The organism is Chitinophaga rhizophila, from assembly GCF_019492185.1.
In the GTDB taxonomy this organism is placed as follows: domain Bacteria; phylum Bacteroidota; class Bacteroidia; order Chitinophagales; family Chitinophagaceae; genus Chitinophaga; species Chitinophaga rhizophila.
Genome location: NZ_JAICCF010000003.1, coordinates 344653 through 361393, shown reverse-complemented (window position 1 = coordinate 361393; position 16741 = coordinate 344653). Strand labels below are relative to the sequence as shown.

The window sequence follows — 16741 nt, the reverse complement described above, 5'->3', positions numbered from 1 at the left end:
TACTTATACCAGTATGTTACCAGTCATTTCAACCGGAATCGGAAGATCCATCAGGGTAAGGATGGTAGGTGCTACGTCACCGAGTTTGCCTGGTTTCACCTCACCTTTAAAATCATTGCTGATGATGAAATAAGGTACCAGGTTAGTCGTATGAGCCGTATTCGGAGTACCATCGCTATTGATCATGTAATCAGCATTACCGTGGTCTGCCGTAAGGAATACTGTATAATCGTTCTTCAGTGCTGCGGTTACTACTCTTTCCACACAGGCATCAACGGTTTCAACTGCTTTGATAGCAGCTGGCCATATACCGGTATGGCCTACCATATCAGCATTAGCGAAGTTGAGGCAAATAAAATCAGCAGTTTTACCTTCTATCTCCGGAACGATAGTATCTGTTACTTCATAAGCGCTCATCTCAGGTTTCATGTCATAAGTAGCAACTTTCGGAGAAGCTACTATCAGACGGCGTTCTCCCTGAAACTCTCTTTCTCGTCCGCCAGAGAAGAAGAAGGATACGTGCGGATACTTCTCTGTTTCTGCAATACGTATCTGGCTGCGGTTATTGGCTTCCAGCACTTCGCCGATAGTATTCTGCAGATTATCATTATCGAATATAACATGCACTCCTTTATAGGTTTTGTCATACTCGGTCATGGTAGTATAATGCAGCGGTAACGGTTGCATACCAAAGTCAGGGAATGGCTGCTGGGTAAGTACCTGCGTAATTTCACGGCAACGGTCAGTACGGAAGTTGAAGCAGAGTACTGCATCGCCTGGCTGGATGGTAGCAATCGGATTCAGCTGCGCATCTGTAGTGATGATTGGCTTGATAAATTCATCTGTTACACCTTCTGCGTAGGAAGTTCTGATTGCATTCACCACATCCTGCGTAGGCGTACCGGTACCATGTACCAGTGCGTCATATGCCAGTTTCACGCGTTCCCAGCGCTTATCGCGGTCCATCGCATAGTAGCGGCCTGTGATGCTGGCTACCTGACCTACAGTTGTCTTCAGGTGAGCTACCAGGTCTTCCATGTATTCAAGACCACCCTTAGGATCTGTATCACGGCCGTCGGTGAAGGCGTGGATATATACTTTGGTCAGTCCTCTATCTTTCGCAATCTGGGTCAGTGCTTTGAGGTGATTGATGTGCGAGTGTACGCCACCATCACTTACAAGACCGATCAGGTGAAGTGCTTTATCGTTATTCTTGGCGTAGTTAAACGTATCCTGAAGCACCTGGTTGCCGGCTAATTCACCGGTACGGATAGCAACATTGATACGCTGTAATTCCTGGTATACAACACGTCCGGCTCCGAGGTTAAGGTGTCCTACTTCGGAGTTTCCCATCTGTCCTTCAGGCAGGCCAACATCCTCTCCGCAGGTAATCAATGTACTATGCGGGTACTTTGTATACAGGCTGCTTACAAATGGCGTATTTGAATGCGCGATAGCATCTGCGGCAGGAACCTGTCCTTGCCCCCATCCATCCATAATAACGAGAATGGCTCTTTTCTTTTCCATATTTCCGGTTGTATTTTTCTTGTTCAGTTAAGGAGGCTAAAGTTATGAAGCATCCTCGAAACGGCATCAAACTTATTGAAATGCCTTCAAAATTCATACAGGTGGCCCTGAAGTTTGCTATACTTTGGTTTTATTCTAAAAATATATATTAATATCTTCGCATTAATTAATCATTGTACAATACAACGATGATTGTATTTTAAAAGGCATCCTGCAAATTGGCATAGTTTTAGCCCTTTTCAACCTAATGATGAAAACTTTACTACTTAATAAAATACTGACGATGAAAAAGTTAATGTATGTGCTTGGAGTTGTGTTGTTTGGCGTCATTATCACTGCATTTACCTTGTCAGCCGCTAACTTGAAATCTACTGCAGCAGGCCCTTTTGAAGACGTAGTGTCTGCGATTAAACAAGGCGACGCAAGCGCTCTATCCCGCTACCTTGATAACACTGTAGAAATCAGCATGGCTGGTAAATCTAACTCTTACAGCAAAGCACAGGCAGAAATCATTCTCAAAGATTTCTTCGGAAAAAATCAGGTTAAATCATTTGAATTAATACACCAGGTAGAAAGCAAAGGCGGCTCCCGCGTAGGTATCGCTAATGTTGGTACTTCAGGTGGTACTTTCCGGACATCCTTCTTTCTCCAGATGAAAGGCGGATCCATGGTACTGAATGAACTGCGCTTTGAAAGCAAATAAGTATAGAATTGTTAAGATTGATATTGAAAAGTCCGGCTCCGTCCGGACTTTTTTACATTCCAGCAGTATAACAACTCAGCTCCTTTCTTAATTTGGCTTACTTTCGTTCTTTCAAACCGATAGTATGTTACAGGAACCAGCATTAACAGAGCTTATTCGCAGCGCACTGGCTGAAGATATTGGGGATGGAGACCACTCTACCTTGGCATGTATACCGGCTGACGCCAGAGGCGGCGCAAGGCTGAAAATAAAAGAAGATGGCATATTAGCAGGGATGGAAGTAGCAGCCGTTATTTTCCGGATCCTGGATAAAGATTCCATTTTTAAGCCATTCAAAAAGGATGGCGATACCATGAAAGCCGGCGAAATAGCTTTTGAAGTCGAGGCATCCACACATACCCTGCTGATGGGAGAACGCCTTGTGCTGAACTGTATGCAGCGAATGAGCGGTATTGCCACCCTCACACGCAGTTATGTAGATGTACTGAAAGGATATCATACCCAGCTGCTGGATACCCGTAAAACAACGCCTAACTTCCGCTTACTGGAAAAAGAAGCTGTACGTATCGGTGGCGGTGTGAATCACCGTATGGGCCTGTATGACATGGTAATGCTGAAAGATAATCATATTGATTTTGCAGGTGGCATCACAGCGGCTGTTACTAAAACAGTTGCTTACCTCCAACAGCACAATCTACCCCTGAAAATAGAGGTGGAAACACGCAACCTGGAAGATGTAAAAGAAGTGCTGTCAGTAGGCCAGATCCATCGTATCATGCTGGATAACTTCTCTCCCGCTCAGATCACAGAAGCCCTGGCCCTGATCAACGGCCGCTATGAAACTGAAGCCTCAGGAGGCATCAACCTCAATACACTCGAAGCCTATGCAAAGACAGGCGTTGATTATGTGTCAGCTGGTGCTGTCATCCATCACGCAGTCAGCCTTGATCTTAGTTTAAAAGCAATATAATATCCCTAACGTTGAGAAAGATTTTATTCATCATAAACCGCAAAGCCGGTACTGACAGGGAGAAACGCCTGGAAGGCATTATCAGGAAATATTTAACGCCGAAAGCCTTCTCAGTCGAAATAACTCACCTGGAATATCTCGGTCACGGCACTGACCTGGCCAGAGCTGCGGTTGCAAATGGAACAGATACAGTAGTCGCTGTAGGTGGTGATGGTTCCATCAATGAAATAGCCCAGGGCCTGGTTGGTACCACCACTGCACTAGCCATTATCCCGCTAGGTAGCGGTAACGGCCTCGCCAGAGCATTAAAAATACCCCTCAAGGTTGCACGCGCACTGGAAGTTATTGCAGACGGTAAACGTAAAGCCATCGATGTAGGATATGCCAACGAACACCTGTTTCTCAGTAACGCCGGCGTCGGCTTTGACGCACTTGTCGCTGATCAGTTCAGGCATAAAACAAAACGTGGTCTATGGGGGTATGCTAAACTCGTATTCCAGAGCTTCAGCAGCTATAAAGGCCCCTCCTATCAGATCAGTGTTGACGGAAAGACCTTGCAGCAACGCGCTTTTCTGCTGACCGTCGCAAACGGCAACCAGTTTGGCTACGAATTTAAACTCGCACCCGGAGCCAATGTATTTGACGGGAAACTAGACCTATGTGTCGTACCTCCCATCAAACTCTATGGATTGATACCGGTAGGTTATCATTCACTCATGGGAAATATTGACAAGACCCGTTATATGCAACACTATACAGGGGAAACTATCGTTGTTACAAGTAATGAGCTGGCGCATCTGCAGGTGGATGGCGATGCTGTGCCGTTGAAAGAAAACGGTAAAGTAGCATTCCGCGTACACCCCGGTGCGCTGCAGGTAATAGTTAACCGATCTTAAACTAATTGTTATGTCAAAGAAGAAGCTTAATACAGGTGGGATAGTCTATTCAACCAATCCTGATTTCAGGCCGGAGAATGATGAACCGGAACAGGTAGAAACGCTTGCGCCGGCACAGCAACAGTTGCGTGTAAAACTGGATACAAAACAACGCGCAGGGAAAGTCGTGACATTAGTCAATGGCTTCGTAGGGAAAGACGAAGACCTGGAGAAACTCGGAAAGGAATTGAAGACCAAATGTGGCACGGGCGGAAGTGCGAAAGACGGTCAGATCCTTATACAGGGCGACTATAAAGATAAAGTGTTGAAATGGTTGCAGGATTGGGGGTATAAAGCCAAGTAAATTTTTTAAAGGCTGTTCATTTATTGGACGGCCTTTTTTTATTGCTGGTGTTTGTTCCCTGCCTGTCAGGGCGGCTCTACGTTACTGCGGAATACTCTCACTGAGAAGGCTCGGTTAATCTTCTTAATAGCAAAATCCATTGATCGTACATCCGGTGAATATCTTTTTACCCAAGCGGGATGTTAGTTTTCTGCCGGCAACGCCAGTATAGCCTCGCTGACTGCACTTCTTTGACGTTCCTTGTTATGAGGCTTGATTTGGCGTATTAGGCTATGGTGTGTGGATAAAACCGTTGGGTGGATTTGACGGAATGTTACTACTGATAATGCAGGTGGTAATTATCAGATTGAAGAATACTTACTGCTGTTCGCAGTGAGCATACTTATTTTGCGGATAATTAGGAGGTTAAATAAGATAGTTCATCGCATGTGGAGATAATTATCGTAGTCTAATACTTTTGTGCGGTCAGGTCACCGCTAATAGTATTCAAGTCCACCTCTTGTTCGTCCCTTGTTCGTCCCTTGTTCGTCGCTTGTTCGTCGCTAGTAGTATTCAAGTCCGTCGCTTATTCATTCCTTCTTCGTCTCCGCCGTTTGCCACCATATCTGTACTATATAATTTTCAGATCCGCGTATGAGGCTTAATGCCTGGTTTAATTCTTTGCCTCCTGGTTTTGTATAAATATCAAACGTGCATCATTCCCATGATCGTAATTAGTTCCTTTTACTGCTTCCTGGAAGCAGATGTAGGAGCGCTGCGTAAATGACTGCTATTGCCTGATGTGTTATAGCATCAGAGCATTCTGAAAGTATGCGGTGTATGACCCGTCTGACTTTTGAAGAAGTGAGAGAAATTAGCTGGTTCCTCGAATCCGAGGCTGTGGGCGATAGCGGCAATGGGCCAGTCTGTATGCAGCAGAAGCAGACGGGCTTCCAGCAGCATGCGCTGGCGGATATGCTCGCTGGTAGTACGGCCTGTTACGCGCTTGACCGTGGCATTGAGGTGATTGGGATGAACATTTAATACCTGTGCGAAATCGCCGGCAGTTTTAAGCTGAATCTGCTCCAGTTCTGATGTAATAGGAAATTGCTTCTCCAGGGTATCAGTAAACCGCTCTGCCAGCAGCTGGGCTGTCGTAAGAGACCGATGCGGTATGACCTCCGGAGCACCAATCCTCTTTGCTTCTAACAGTAATAACTGCAGGTAGATCAGTATGGCTTCCTGGCGATAAGGGTTACAATCCTTATTTTCCTTGAGCAGGTGTCCAAAGAGCTGCAGCATATAATCGCGTTGCTGCTCTGTCAGGCTTAATACCGGATTAGCACCTGTTTGGAAAAGCGGGTGGTGCAACAATTCTTCCCGGGAATGCCGGTGCATCTCAAACAGATTTTCCGTAAACCGGCAGTAATAACCATCCTGCTCCCCTTCCGGTTGCCAGGTTTTCGGCTCCAGCTGATTGATAAACACAATAGCCGGTGCTTTGATCACATAACTGCGCTGGCCCAGTGTCATGATACCGCCGCCCTTTGTCATCAATGTTATTTTGTAATAGTCTCGTCTGCTGGCGGAAATGTATTCCCGGCAGGGATTGGTCGAACGTGAGTGAATGGTGAAATTACTCTTTGCCGGCACCTGCGGTAAGCATTCCTTGTCAAGGCTTACACTCGAAAAGTCGTCGCTAAGTTGCAGCTCTTTGCGATGCACTGTTCTACGATTCTTACTATTTACGGAGGACATATCGTAAAGTTAGTTAAAAGCAAATTCTCTCTGGTACCCGAATAAATTAGTGCCGGAGCCCGACGGGATGTACGGGGGAATAGCCGGGTGGATGGTCACCGGACATGATAAAGATTTCTCCTTTGTATCATTGTTGCAAATTTTCTTTTGATAAATTAACAAATATTTCACAACTTCGGATCAACCTTTATCAACCAAAATCTTGTTTTCATCAACTGGTCTTTTTGATGAACTGCCTATTTGAACCGACTATCTGTTGCAGTATGACAAGATATTTATATCGGGCTACATGTTATCACTTCCTTACCTATGAGCTGTAGTAATGATGACATGTAGCCCTTTCTAAACCCAGGATTTATTCTAATGGGCCATCGCTCTAAAATACTCTTACTCTTATTTGTTGCTGCCAAGCTACTACTTCACCTCTTTATTGTTAACGACGCTTACGATCTTCATCGCGATGAATACCTGCACTTGGACCAGGGCAATCATCTTGCTGCAGGTTATTTGTCTGTACCGCCGTTTACCGCTTTTGTTTCTTTTGTGATTCATGTGCTTGGCGGAGGGGTATTTTGGGTACGCTTCTTCCCTGCCCTGTTTGGCACGCTGACAATGCTGCTTATCTGGAAAACTATTTCCTTATTGAAAGGCGGATGGTATGCACAGACTGTGGCTGCTACAGCATTTCTCTTTTCGGCAGTGTCCAGGGTCAATATTCTTTACCAGCCTAACAGCGCCGATATATTAGCCTGGACACTGCTGTTATATCTGCTGATTGCATACGTTAACAACCGCAAGTCACCATTACTCCTTTGGCTGGGGCTGGTGGCCGGACTGGCATTTCTTAATAAGTATAATGTATTGTTCGTGATTGCCGGAGTTGTGCCCGCCTTACTGCTGGCCAGGCAATGGAGGATATTTGCGGAGAAGTACCTGTATGTGGGCATTATGATTGCTCTGATTGTCGCAGCCCCCAATATTATCTGGCAGCTCCGGCAGGGCATGCCGGTACTACATCATATGAAAGAGCTGGCAGATACTCAGCTGGTCAATGTAGACAGAATGGGCTTTGTGGTAGAGCAGCTGCTGTTCTTTATGTTCGGAACATGTATCTGGGTCACCGGCCTGATTAGCTTGTTCTGGTATAAGCCTTTCTGTGCTTACAGGTTTTTTGGATGGAGCTTCTTGCTGGTCATGGCCCTGTTCATTTACCTGAAGGCAAAAGGCTATTATGCCCTGGGTCTCTACCCGGTGATGCTGGCATATGGAAGCGTATATTGGGAACGGCTCTTTTCCAATGGCTGGCTCAGGTATACCCGTCCGGTATGGCTTGTACTGATAGCTTTGCCTATGGTGATGTTATACCGTTTTGTTTTTCCTGTGTTACCTCCTGAGCAATTGCATAGCATGATTAAGCCAGGCATGCGGGAATTGTTATGTCGGTGGGAAGACGGCCAATTGCACGATCTGCCACAGGATTTTGCTGACATGCGTGGATGGCGGGAACTGGCAGGACTTGTAGCCAATACTTTCCGGCAGGCGCCCTTAGATGAGCGGAGGCATTTATTGATTCTTTGTGAGAACTACGGCCAGGCTGGCGCCATTAACTTCTATGCAAAGAAGGAGGTAACTCCGGCGGTTACCTTCAATGCGGATTATATGAACTGGTTTCCGGCTACTGACAGTCTGCGTTATGTCATCGTTGTAGGCGATGAACTGCAGGAATATGTCCGGCAATATGCGTCCGGGCATATCAAAACCGGTCAGGTTACGGATGTGCTGGCGCGGGAATACCGTACCGGTGTTTATCTGCTGACAGGTATTTCGCCGGTTTTTGCTGATAAGTTGAGGCAGTGGCAACTGGAAAAGCAGCAAGCGTTCCGGGCCTGGAAGTAGTTATTTGACCAGAACAAACTCTACTTCTCCGAAATTCAGTTGTAAGATCTCTCCATCCTTTTCGAGGCATAATTTGCCGTCAGGTAGTACATCCTGTATAATGCCCTCAAAGTATTCACCATTTATCCGGTAAGTGGCCGGTTGTCCAAAGCGGAAGAGCTTGCGCTTGTAATCGTCCATAAGAGCATCATACTGGGCGGGATGCAGCTGTTTTAACCGTTCTTCGATACAAGTGAACAATGAGCGGGTAAGTTCAATAGGATCCCAGGTTTTGCCGGTTATTTGTTTTAGAGATACCGGATTAGGCAGATGAGGGGAGAAGGTGGTTTGGTTGAGGTTGACGCCTATGCCGATGATGGCATATTGCCATGTATTGCCACGAAGTACATTTTCGATGAGTATGCCACCTGCCTTTCTGTCACGCCAGTAAAGATCATTACTCCACTTGATAGCAGTTTCATCACCGGCATAGCGACTAAACCAGTCAGCAGTGCTCAGGGCAATGGCTGCACTGAGCATGAATTGTCTGGAAAGGGGCAGCATGCCGGGTTGCAGGGCGATGGTAAGGATAATATTTTCTCCTGGAGGCGATAACCATTGTTTACCACGTTGCCCTTTTCCGGCAGTTTGATCCATTGCAAACCAGGCTGTACCATGTGTCACATGGCCTATATTTACCTGCTCCATGGCATAGTTATTGGTGCTGTCTACTGTATCTAAAATGTACAAAGGCTGTCCGATCACTTAAAAATTCTTTGGTGATTTATTTTGAAAAAGCAAAGTAACTCATTTTACCATTTTCTTAACAATCGGGCAGTGGCCGGCAACAGAGCAAGGGTATTAGACAAGTGTATGATTTCTAGGCTTTAAAGTCCTGTACATCATGGATTATTACAGTTTGTAACAATATCATATTCCGGCGTTTATTTGCTCCTTCTTTAGTAATTTTGACAATTAAAGTTTATTTTTAACCAAAAGAGATTTTATTGGCACCCTTAACCGTTCTGAGTACGAGAAAGAAAGCGTTGACGCGCTTGAGTAGAGAAAGCGAGATTTTTTCCACCATCATCAAGGCCATCCAGGAGAAAAAGGGAGAAAATATTGTTTCTCTGGATCTGCGCCAGATTCCTGAAGCTGTGGCTGATTTCTTTGTTATATGTGAAGCTAACTCCACTACACAGGTTAGGGCTATAGCTGATTTCGTGGAAGACCAGGTGTCGAAACATATCGGCGAAGAGCCTTATAAGCACGAGGGATTTACCGCGCAACAATGGATACTGGTGGATTATGTGAATGTTGTGGTGCATGTATTCCAACCTGAAACCAGGCAGTTCTATAGCCTGGAGGACATGTGGAGTGATGCAGGACGAATGGAGCATAATGAAACTAACTAATAACTTTTAACTATTACCGACATCCTTAAAAAGGATCGTAAGATTATGGAAAGAGGCAACAACTTCAACAAGGGAGACAAATCGCCAAAGAAAGGACCAAAGTTCAACATATACTGGGTGTATGCGTTTATCGGGGTAGCCTTGCTGGCAATGAACTTTGCTAACTTCGGCGCCGGGCCCAAAGAGCTAAGTTTCCAGGAGTTCCAGCTCAATTACCTGAAACCAGGTGATGTAGACAGGCTGGTTGTGGTGAATAAGAAATCGGTAGAGGTTTACATTAAGAAGGACAGGCTGAATGAGTCTAAATTCGATAAAGTATCCAAGAACCGTCTGGGCGCTCAGAATAATGGCCCTCATTTCCGTTTCACAATTGGTAGTGAAGAGAGTTTTAAAGCCGACCTTGACAAGGCGCAGGCTAATATTCCTCTTGAAGACCAGGTGAAAGTGACCTATGAGGACAGGCAGAGCTGGTTTGAACCATTTATTCAGTTACTCCTGCCATTGGTGCTGCTGATTGGACTGTGGGTATTGCTGATGCGTAAAATGGGTGGCCCTGCCGGTGGTAGTGGTGGTCCCGGAGGCATCTTCAACATCGGTAAATCTAAAGCAACCCTCTTTGACAAAGGTACCCGCGTAAACATTACTTTCAGTGATGTAGCTGGTTTGGACGAAGCGAAAGTGGAAGTGATGGAAATCGTTGATTTCCTGAAGAATCCGAAAAAATATACCTCATTAGGAGGTAAGATTCCTAAAGGAGCCCTACTGGTAGGCCCTCCGGGTACTGGTAAAACCCTGCTGGCGAAAGCAATGGCAGGCGAAGCACAAGTACCATTCTTCTCCATGTCCGGTTCTGATTTCGTTGAACTGTTCGTTGGTGTGGGTGCAAGCCGTGTGCGTGACCTGTTCAAACAGGCTCGTGAGAAAGCGCCTTGTATCATCTTCATCGATGAGATCGACGCTATTGGCCGTGCAAGAGGTAAAAACGTAATGATGAGCAATGACGAGCGTGAAAACACCCTGAACCAGTTACTGGTAGAAATGGATGGTTTCGGCACTGATAGCGGTATCATTATCCTTGCAGCAACTAACCGTCCGGATGTGTTGGACAGTGCGCTGCTGCGTCCGGGACGTTTTGACCGTCAGATTTCTATCGATAAGCCAGACCTGAATGGTCGTGAGCATATCTTCGATGTTCATCTGAAGCCAATTAAAACTTCTCCAAACCTTGATATCAAGAAACTGGCATCTATGACACCTGGCTTTGCCGGTGCCGACATCGCTAACGTATGTAACGAAGCGGCTCTGATCGCTGCCCGTAAAGGGAAGACGCAGGTAGAGATGGAAGATTTCAATGATGCAGTGGATAGAGTAATTGGTGGTCTGGAAAAGAAAAATAAGATCATTTCTCCTGAAGAGAAAGAAGTGATCGCATACCACGAGGCTGGCCACGCTATTTGTGGCTGGTACCTTGAGCACGCTAATCCGCTGGTGAAAGTAACCATTGTTCCCCGTGGAGTGGCAGCTTTAGGCTATGCGCAGTATCTGCCAAAAGAACAGTACCTCTATAATACTGAACAGCTGCTGGACGATATCTGTATGACCCTCGGCGGCCGTGCGGTAGAAGACATCGTGTTTGGTAAAGTATCTACCGGCGCACAAAATGACCTGCAGGTTATCACCCGTATGGCATATGCAATGGTAACGGTATACGGTATGAATGATAAGGTCGGTAATGTATCATTCTACGATCCTAACAGTGATCAGTCATTCACCAAACCTTACTCTGAAGAAACGGCCAAAATGATCGACGAAGAAGTTCGTCTGCTGATCGAAAAGGCTTATCAGCGTACCAAAAACCTGCTGACAGAGAGATTGGACAATGTGAAAGTGTTGGCAGAAGAATTATTAAAGAAAGAAGTATTATACCAGGCAGATCTGGAAAGGCTGATCGGTAAACGTCCATGGGATGTTCACCGCGAGCATATCGCTAACAAGGAAGGTATGACCACTGATGGCGTACATCCTACCGATATCATCAATCCTTCGCCTACACCTGCTAATGCGTAAGCTGATATGAAGATATCTCCTGCCAAGGAAAATATTCTCAAAAGAGTACGAAATGCATTAAGTCAATCGGTACAGTTGCCCTTCCCTAATTCGGAGGGCAACAGTTCCGTTTTTGTAAAGGAGCACGACGGACTGGAAATGAAGTTTGCAGAAGAATTTGCCCGGTTACAGGGGAAGTTCATATTCTGCACCAGTAAAACTGAACTGCTGGATAACCTGGCGGCTTTGATTCAATCCAAAGAGTGGACTGATGTACATTGCCAGACTCCTTCCCTGATGACGGAGTTCCAGTTGAAGCAGTTTCCTTTTATGAACAGAGGAGACATGCATACCGCAGATGCTGCAATTACAGATTGCGAGATGCTGGTAGCACGTACCGGTACTATGGTGCTGAGTGCGGCTCAACCCTCCGGAAGGGCATTACCGGTTTATACTCCGGTGCATATTGTCATCGCATACACGCATCAGCTGGTATTCGATCTGAAAGATGCAATTGCCCGGCTGAAGGAAAAGTATCATGGCGACCTGCCATCTTCTATCTCCTTTGCATCCGGTCCCAGTCGTACGGCCGATATCGAAAAGACATTGGTAGTCGGAATACATGGCCCGCGAGAGGTATATGTGTTCCTGTTGGACGAATAGATTTGTAAATACTAAAGCATATTTGAACAGCGCGTGATCCCATCATGCGCTGTTCTTTTAAATGATCATGTTATACGGGCCCGCTATGACCAGGTTATTCCTTTTATTGTTTTCCGCTGTGCTGCTGACGTCATGTGCACAATCTTCAGACCAGGGTAAGGCTGCTGTCGATACCATCAATACCTTGATAGTAAAAGAGCCTGCTGCTATTATATTCCGGCCGGCTGGTGATAAGCTGCGCTATCTGAAATCGGAACTTGGGGAAAAGAACTTTCCTTCCCTCCTGGCTATTAACAATAACATCCTGAAAGAAGACAGTACCTTTCTGGCAGGTAAGGGTGTTAAAATTATCTCAACCAACGCCACACAGCTGCAATTTGTACGGCCTAACGGAGAGGTGCTTTATATCAGTCTGAACCATCACAAATATGCCTGGGAAATCTTTTTGTACAATGGGTTCTCTGACCCTGTAAAGGCAGACCTGACCGATATAGAGGCCGCTTATACAGAGGCCGGTATACAAAAGTAACGCGACTCTTTTCCCGCAGGGTTGTTTTGTTAAAGACTTATCTATTACTTCGCGGTGCAAACCGCTTCTTCATCAGCGGTCTGTTGTCTGTAAGGCACAGGCCCGAAAATATCATTATCTATGACGCATGGACTGTCCACAGTGGACTATTCCATTCCTCTTCCGGAAGGCAAACGTGTATATTTCGCATCAGACTTTCACCTGGGCACTCCTAATCCTGCTGCAAGCCGGGAAAGAGAGAAACGTATTGTGAAATGGCTGGATGCCTGTGCACAGGATGCTGGACACATCTTCCTGGTAGGTGATATTTTCGACTTCTGGTTTGAATACCGGGAGGTTATTCCAAAAGGTTATACCCGCCTGCTTGGCAAACTGGCAGAGTTGCGGGACAGGGGCATTGGCATAACTGCCTTTATCGGGAACCATGACATGTGGATGGACGGGTATTTTGAGGATGAACTGGATATCCCTGTGCATTATGAGCCCAAGACCTATGAAATAGGGGGAAAAAGATTCTATATCGGTCACGGAGATGGGCTCGGACCAGGCGATCATGGATATAAGATGTTGAAAAAGGTATTCCGGAACCCTGTTTGCCGTTGGCTGTTCTCCCTGATTCATCCATCCTGGGGCATCGGACTAGCCAACTATTTCAGCCGTAAAAGCCGTGCAGCTACCGGCGGGGAACTGGAAAAATTCTTAGGCGAAGAGAATGAATGGCTGGCAATATATAGTAAAGAAATATTGCAGCAGGCGCATTTCGACTATTTTATATATGGACACCGGCATCTTCCTTTAGACCTCCAGGTTGGCCCTGACAGCCGGTATATTAACCTGGGAGATTGGCTGCACTACTTCACTTATGCCGTATATGACGGTACTAAAACAACACTTGTTTACGACGGTAAATAACTAATCCAGTATTTCGTGCAGGATAGGTGGAGAATTTAGCTCCTGGAAATCGGGCATATGCAATCTGAAGAAATCCAGATATGCGTACAGCAGCTTCCTGCGCTTATCTTTATTCATATTGATCTCACCTAATTCCTCCCAGCTTTTGCACTGGAACAGCCGGTCGGTGATTTCACTATTGGCAGCATCAAGGTAATGCGTATGGTGGGGTGGCAGATCGGTAAATGACCCTTCCTGCAGGTCAAGGTAGTGGGCATATTCTGAGTAACGGCCATTGAGGCGGAAACCCAGGTGTTCTGCCAGCTTAAGGGTAAAGTACAGAGGGATATTAGCAGCCACTATCAGGGGGGCCGCATCCAGCGCCTGCAATGCCTGTTCGGAAAAATAATACAGATTGTGTTGTTGCTCCGGTTCACGCAGGCTTTTCTGCAACAGCTCTATCATATAGAGCGCTACAGTATTCTTCACAATATTGAAATGCAGGGAGGTATAGATGTACCCGAGCTTGAACTCAGAGATACGTTGTATACTCTTCTGTTCATAGTGATACACCACCAGGTCAAGTATATTGCCGGGCTGGAAAAGGTTGCCTTTTGCCTTCGGTTTGGAAGAGCGAACCCCATTCACCATATAGGCCTGTACGCCGAAGAGTTCAGTTAATATATTGACTACGGCGCTGGTATCGCCGTATTTGACCGTTTTTAGTACTATCCCTCGGGTTTTATGTAACATAAACTACAGCAGCTGCTTCCATCAAATGTACGATTAGCCCGCGTTAATTAATGAATACAATCCTGGTAACTACATGCTCCCCTCCTGTTTCGCTTGTTGCGAATACAAGGTATACCCCTGATTGTGGACGATGGCCGGTATAATCGAGGCCGTTCCATATTGCTTGTCCGCCGAAAGCTCTTGTCTGGAATACCATCCTTCCGCTGATATCAGTAATCTTTACCCGGGTATTTTCCACCAGGCCCCGGATAGCAATAGGACCTATATAGTCAGGTTTTACCGGGTTAGGGAATACCAGTACAGCGTTCCGTTGCATGTCAGGGGTGGGCGCTGTAGCCGTACCGTGCCATGATACCAGGCCTTTGGCAGTAGCGAAATAGATTTCCCCGGTCTCAGGGTCGATTGTAATCCGATGGATATGATTATCAGGAAGTGCGCTGTTGCTGGTATTGAAGTGTTCCAGTATGTTTTCTCCATCTTCACTAACCAGCCATGCACCGTTGTACGTACCTACCCATTTGCGGTTAGCGCCATCTGTGGCAATGGTCATCACCTGTTCATCCTGGAAAAGATAACCTGAGAAGTTGTCCTGCCGGATGATAGGTAGTATAGCATTGCAACCTTCAGCGGCCGCCTGTCCGGGGCAGTTAATAATGGCTATTCCCCTGGCTGTACCTACCCATACACTGCCATTTCTGTCTTTAGCGAGGCAGTACACATCATTTGAAGGCAGATTGCCCTGTGCGGCCCCCAAACGGTATTGCCGCCACTGATCATCTGCTTTATTATCAGGCGTATGATTAGGGTTGAGTACATACAAGCCATTCCCTTTCGGAGAAACCATATATACCAATCCTTCGTCATCAACCAGTAATTGTGCAATAGCATTTCCACCCATGGCAATAGGGCTGCGGAATGGTACCCAGGAATCGTCTGGCTTTTTCATCAGCAGGTTATTGATTGCCCCATAAACTGCGACCCAGAGATTACCGTTGTTATCCAGTGCTAGTCCGCTGACATTGAATGCAGCAGGATCATTTGCGGCGGCGGGCAGCACGCCTTGTTTAAATACCGTTAATTTATCACCAGCAACACAGGCTAGGCCGCCGCCAAAGGAGCCGAGGTAAACAGCTTCTCTGTCAATAGCTATTGAGTTAATATCATGAAGAGAGTCAGGCCAGTTGAGTCTTGAGTGCCATTCACCATGGGTGGCAGTGTAGTAACCATCAGTATTGCCACCAGGTTTCCAGTCATTGGTAACATGCCCCGGGGCGGCAAACAAGGTAGCGCCGGAGAATACCATGTCGCCGGTTATGATACCGGCAGGAGCGTCCGGGTTAACAGCACTATAAATGCCGCGCTGTTTATTGTAAGAGATAAGGCCTGACAGCGAGTCGGCAATCCATAGTGCATTCTGAGTACCTGCTATCTGTTGAGGGGCTTTCATTAATGCATCCTGATAGGTATTCATAACGGTACCGCTGTTATCCAAGGCAAGAATGCGGGCGTTGCCAGGGAAGGATTCGCAGAGAAATAGCTGGTTGTCATATACAGTCATATTCCCGATACTATGATCGGAAGTGTACCAGGGCGTCCAGCGGTTATTGGTAAGTACGAACAGTTGATTATGCTGGCGGCAAATCAGCTGGTTACGGAAGGAAATAATGTCCTGAACGGTGTCGCCGGCAAGACCTTCAGATAGAGAAGACCAGTTGCGGAAGTCTGAAAGATTGTTGCTATTCAGCGGAGCGGTTCTGACCCCTTCCGGCGTAGCAGCGAAAAGTGCATTGCCTGCTATTGTAACAGCATATACCGGCAGGTAGGCACCTGTACTTCCAATGACGTAGGTAGCTTCTACTTCCGGAATGGCAGTATTCAATACAAGGATGCCCAGACCAGTAGAAAGGTATGCTTTATTGTTACGAAAGAATATGCGGAAGATTGATTTATCAGCAGGAACCTGTTTGCGCATCAGATCCGGAATGTTGTATATAGTATTTCCGCTGAGGATATCAATATTGCTGTTAGTATAAGCAATCAGCACCACTTCCTCATTGGCAGCAAGCGTATTGATACCAACGTCGTGTAGTCCGTTTGCCTTACCATATTGTGCTACTTCAGTACTACCATCGGGAGCACTGATGACAGCAGTCAGGCCTTGTGAGGCCGCGCAGTATATACGGTCACCTTTGGAGGCTACAGCGATAGCTGGTCGCCAGGGCAGATGATCGCTCCACTGGCCGATAGCAGTGTTGCCGGAAGACTGTTGAGCGCTTGCCGGCAAAGAGTTCAGGAAGGACAGGCACAGAATGGCATAAAGTGATGTAAGAAAACGGTCCATGCATCAAAAATAGTTATATGTTATTACTTTGATTACCTTTACGCCCTACTAA

15 protein-coding genes are annotated in these 16741 nt (G+C 46.3%); 10 read left to right on the top strand and 5 right to left on the bottom strand.

Going from position 1 to position 16741, the window contains the following annotated elements:
• Positions 1 to 3: 3 nt before the first annotated feature.
• Complete coding sequence (gene gpmI, locus K1Y79_RS15985; RefSeq protein WP_220251172.1) at positions 4 to 1527, bottom strand: 2,3-bisphosphoglycerate-independent phosphoglycerate mutase; 1524 nt, start codon at positions 1525 to 1527, stop codon at positions 4 to 6.
• 283 nt (positions 1528 to 1810) lie between these two features.
• On the opposite strand from gpmI, the gene K1Y79_RS15980 reads away from it, so the two are divergent.
• From K1Y79_RS15980 to K1Y79_RS15965, 4 genes are all read left to right on the top strand, one after another.
• Positions 1811 to 2230 (top strand): DUF4783 domain-containing protein, encoded by a 420-nt coding sequence (locus tag K1Y79_RS15980; RefSeq protein WP_220251171.1) that lies wholly within the window; start codon positions 1811 to 1813, stop codon positions 2228 to 2230.
• Positions 2231 to 2354: 124 nt separating this feature from the next.
• Positions 2355 to 3200, top strand: a complete 846-nt coding sequence (nadC, locus tag K1Y79_RS15975) for a carboxylating nicotinate-nucleotide diphosphorylase (RefSeq protein WP_220251170.1) — start codon at positions 2355 to 2357, stop codon at positions 3198 to 3200.
• Positions 3201 to 3211: 11 nt separating this feature from the next.
• Complete coding sequence (locus tag K1Y79_RS15970) at positions 3212 to 4096, top strand: diacylglycerol/lipid kinase family protein (protein WP_220251169.1); 885 nt, start codon at positions 3212 to 3214, stop codon at positions 4094 to 4096.
• Positions 4097 to 4106: 10 nt separating this feature from the next.
• Positions 4107 to 4439, top strand: a complete 333-nt coding sequence (locus K1Y79_RS15965; protein WP_220251168.1) for a translation initiation factor — start codon at positions 4107 to 4109, stop codon at positions 4437 to 4439.
• A 792-nt stretch (positions 4440 to 5231) separates the two neighbouring features.
• Here the strand turns inward: K1Y79_RS15965 and K1Y79_RS15960 are convergent.
• Entirely contained in the window at positions 5232 to 6176 is a 945-nt protein-coding gene (locus tag K1Y79_RS15960; protein WP_220251167.1) for a helix-turn-helix domain-containing protein, read from the bottom strand.
• 363 nt (positions 6177 to 6539) lie between these two features.
• On the opposite strand from K1Y79_RS15960, the gene K1Y79_RS15955 reads away from it, so the two are divergent.
• The gene (locus K1Y79_RS15955) at positions 6540 to 8072 is read left to right on the top strand and encodes an ArnT family glycosyltransferase (RefSeq protein ID WP_220251166.1); all 1533 of its coding nucleotides are present in this window, start codon (positions 6540 to 6542) and stop codon (positions 8070 to 8072) included.
• Here the strand turns inward: K1Y79_RS15955 and K1Y79_RS15950 are convergent, their stop codons facing one another.
• The gene (locus K1Y79_RS15950; RefSeq protein ID WP_236059662.1) at positions 8073 to 8801 is read right to left on the bottom strand and encodes a biotin--[acetyl-CoA-carboxylase] ligase; all 729 of its coding nucleotides are present in this window, start codon (positions 8799 to 8801) and stop codon (positions 8073 to 8075) included.
• 305 nt (positions 8802 to 9106) lie between these two features.
• On the opposite strand from K1Y79_RS15950, the gene rsfS reads away from it, so the two are divergent.
• The 5 genes from rsfS to K1Y79_RS15925 all read left to right on the top strand — a co-directional run bounded on the left by rsfS (position 9107) and on the right by K1Y79_RS15925 (position 13616).
• Complete coding sequence (gene rsfS / locus K1Y79_RS15945) at positions 9107 to 9466, top strand: ribosome silencing factor (RefSeq protein WP_236059661.1); 360 nt, start codon at positions 9107 to 9109, stop codon at positions 9464 to 9466.
• A 45-nt stretch (positions 9467 to 9511) separates the two neighbouring features.
• Positions 9512 to 11533 (top strand): ATP-dependent zinc metalloprotease FtsH, encoded by a 2022-nt coding sequence (gene ftsH, locus K1Y79_RS15940; protein ID WP_220251163.1) that lies wholly within the window; start codon positions 9512 to 9514, stop codon positions 11531 to 11533.
• A gap of 6 nt (positions 11534 to 11539) precedes the next feature.
• Positions 11540 to 12175 carry a LutC/YkgG family protein gene (locus K1Y79_RS15935; RefSeq protein ID WP_220251162.1) on the top strand — a complete coding sequence of 212 codons (636 nt, stop codon included), beginning with the start codon at positions 11540 to 11542 and terminating at the stop codon, positions 12173 to 12175.
• A gap of 85 nt (positions 12176 to 12260) precedes the next feature.
• Complete coding sequence (locus K1Y79_RS15930; RefSeq protein ID WP_220251161.1) at positions 12261 to 12704, top strand: hypothetical protein; 444 nt, start codon at positions 12261 to 12263, stop codon at positions 12702 to 12704.
• A gap of 120 nt (positions 12705 to 12824) precedes the next feature.
• Positions 12825 to 13616 (top strand): UDP-2,3-diacylglucosamine diphosphatase, encoded by a 792-nt coding sequence (locus K1Y79_RS15925; RefSeq protein ID WP_220251160.1) that lies wholly within the window; start codon positions 12825 to 12827, stop codon positions 13614 to 13616.
• Here the strand turns inward: K1Y79_RS15925 and recO are convergent, their stop codons facing one another.
• Positions 13617 to 14348, bottom strand: coding sequence for a DNA repair protein RecO (gene recO / locus K1Y79_RS15920; protein ID WP_220251159.1), 732 nt, complete (start codon positions 14346 to 14348; stop codon positions 13617 to 13619).
• A gap of 43 nt (positions 14349 to 14391) precedes the next feature.
• Positions 14392 to 16689 (bottom strand): type IX secretion system anionic LPS delivery protein PorZ, encoded by a 2298-nt coding sequence (gene porZ, locus K1Y79_RS15915; protein WP_220251158.1) that lies wholly within the window; start codon positions 16687 to 16689, stop codon positions 14392 to 14394.
• Between the last annotated feature and the right edge of the window lie 52 nt (positions 16690 to 16741).

Bases quoted from the DNA above. Each gene is read 5' to 3' on its own strand.
- gpmI (WP_220251172.1), bottom strand. From the start codon at position 1,527: ATGGAAAAGAAAAGAGCCATTCTCGTTATTATGGATGGATGGGGGCAA.
- K1Y79_RS15980 (WP_220251171.1), top strand. From the start codon at position 1,811: ATGAAAAAGTTAATGTATGTGCTTGGAGTTGTGTTGTTTGGCGTCATT.
- nadC (WP_220251170.1), top strand. From the start codon at position 2,355: ATGTTACAGGAACCAGCATTAACAGAGCTTATTCGCAGCGCACTGGCT.
- K1Y79_RS15965 (WP_220251168.1), top strand. From the start codon at position 4,107: ATGTCAAAGAAGAAGCTTAATACAGGTGGGATAGTCTATTCAACCAAT.
- K1Y79_RS15960 (WP_220251167.1), bottom strand. From the start codon at position 6,176: ATGTCCTCCGTAAATAGTAAGAATCGTAGAACAGTGCATCGCAAAGAG.
- K1Y79_RS15955 (WP_220251166.1), top strand. From the start codon at position 6,540: ATGGGCCATCGCTCTAAAATACTCTTACTCTTATTTGTTGCTGCCAAG.
- ftsH (WP_220251163.1), top strand. From the start codon at position 9,512: ATGGAAAGAGGCAACAACTTCAACAAGGGAGACAAATCGCCAAAGAAA.
- K1Y79_RS15935 (WP_220251162.1), top strand. From the start codon at position 11,540: ATGAAGATATCTCCTGCCAAGGAAAATATTCTCAAAAGAGTACGAAAT.
- K1Y79_RS15930 (WP_220251161.1), top strand. From the start codon at position 12,261: ATGACCAGGTTATTCCTTTTATTGTTTTCCGCTGTGCTGCTGACGTCA.
- K1Y79_RS15925 (WP_220251160.1), top strand. From the start codon at position 12,825: ATGACGCATGGACTGTCCACAGTGGACTATTCCATTCCTCTTCCGGAA.
- recO (WP_220251159.1), bottom strand. From the start codon at position 14,348: ATGTTACATAAAACCCGAGGGATAGTACTAAAAACGGTCAAATACGGC.
- porZ (WP_220251158.1), bottom strand. From the start codon at position 16,689: ATGGACCGTTTTCTTACATCACTTTATGCCATTCTGTGCCTGTCCTTC.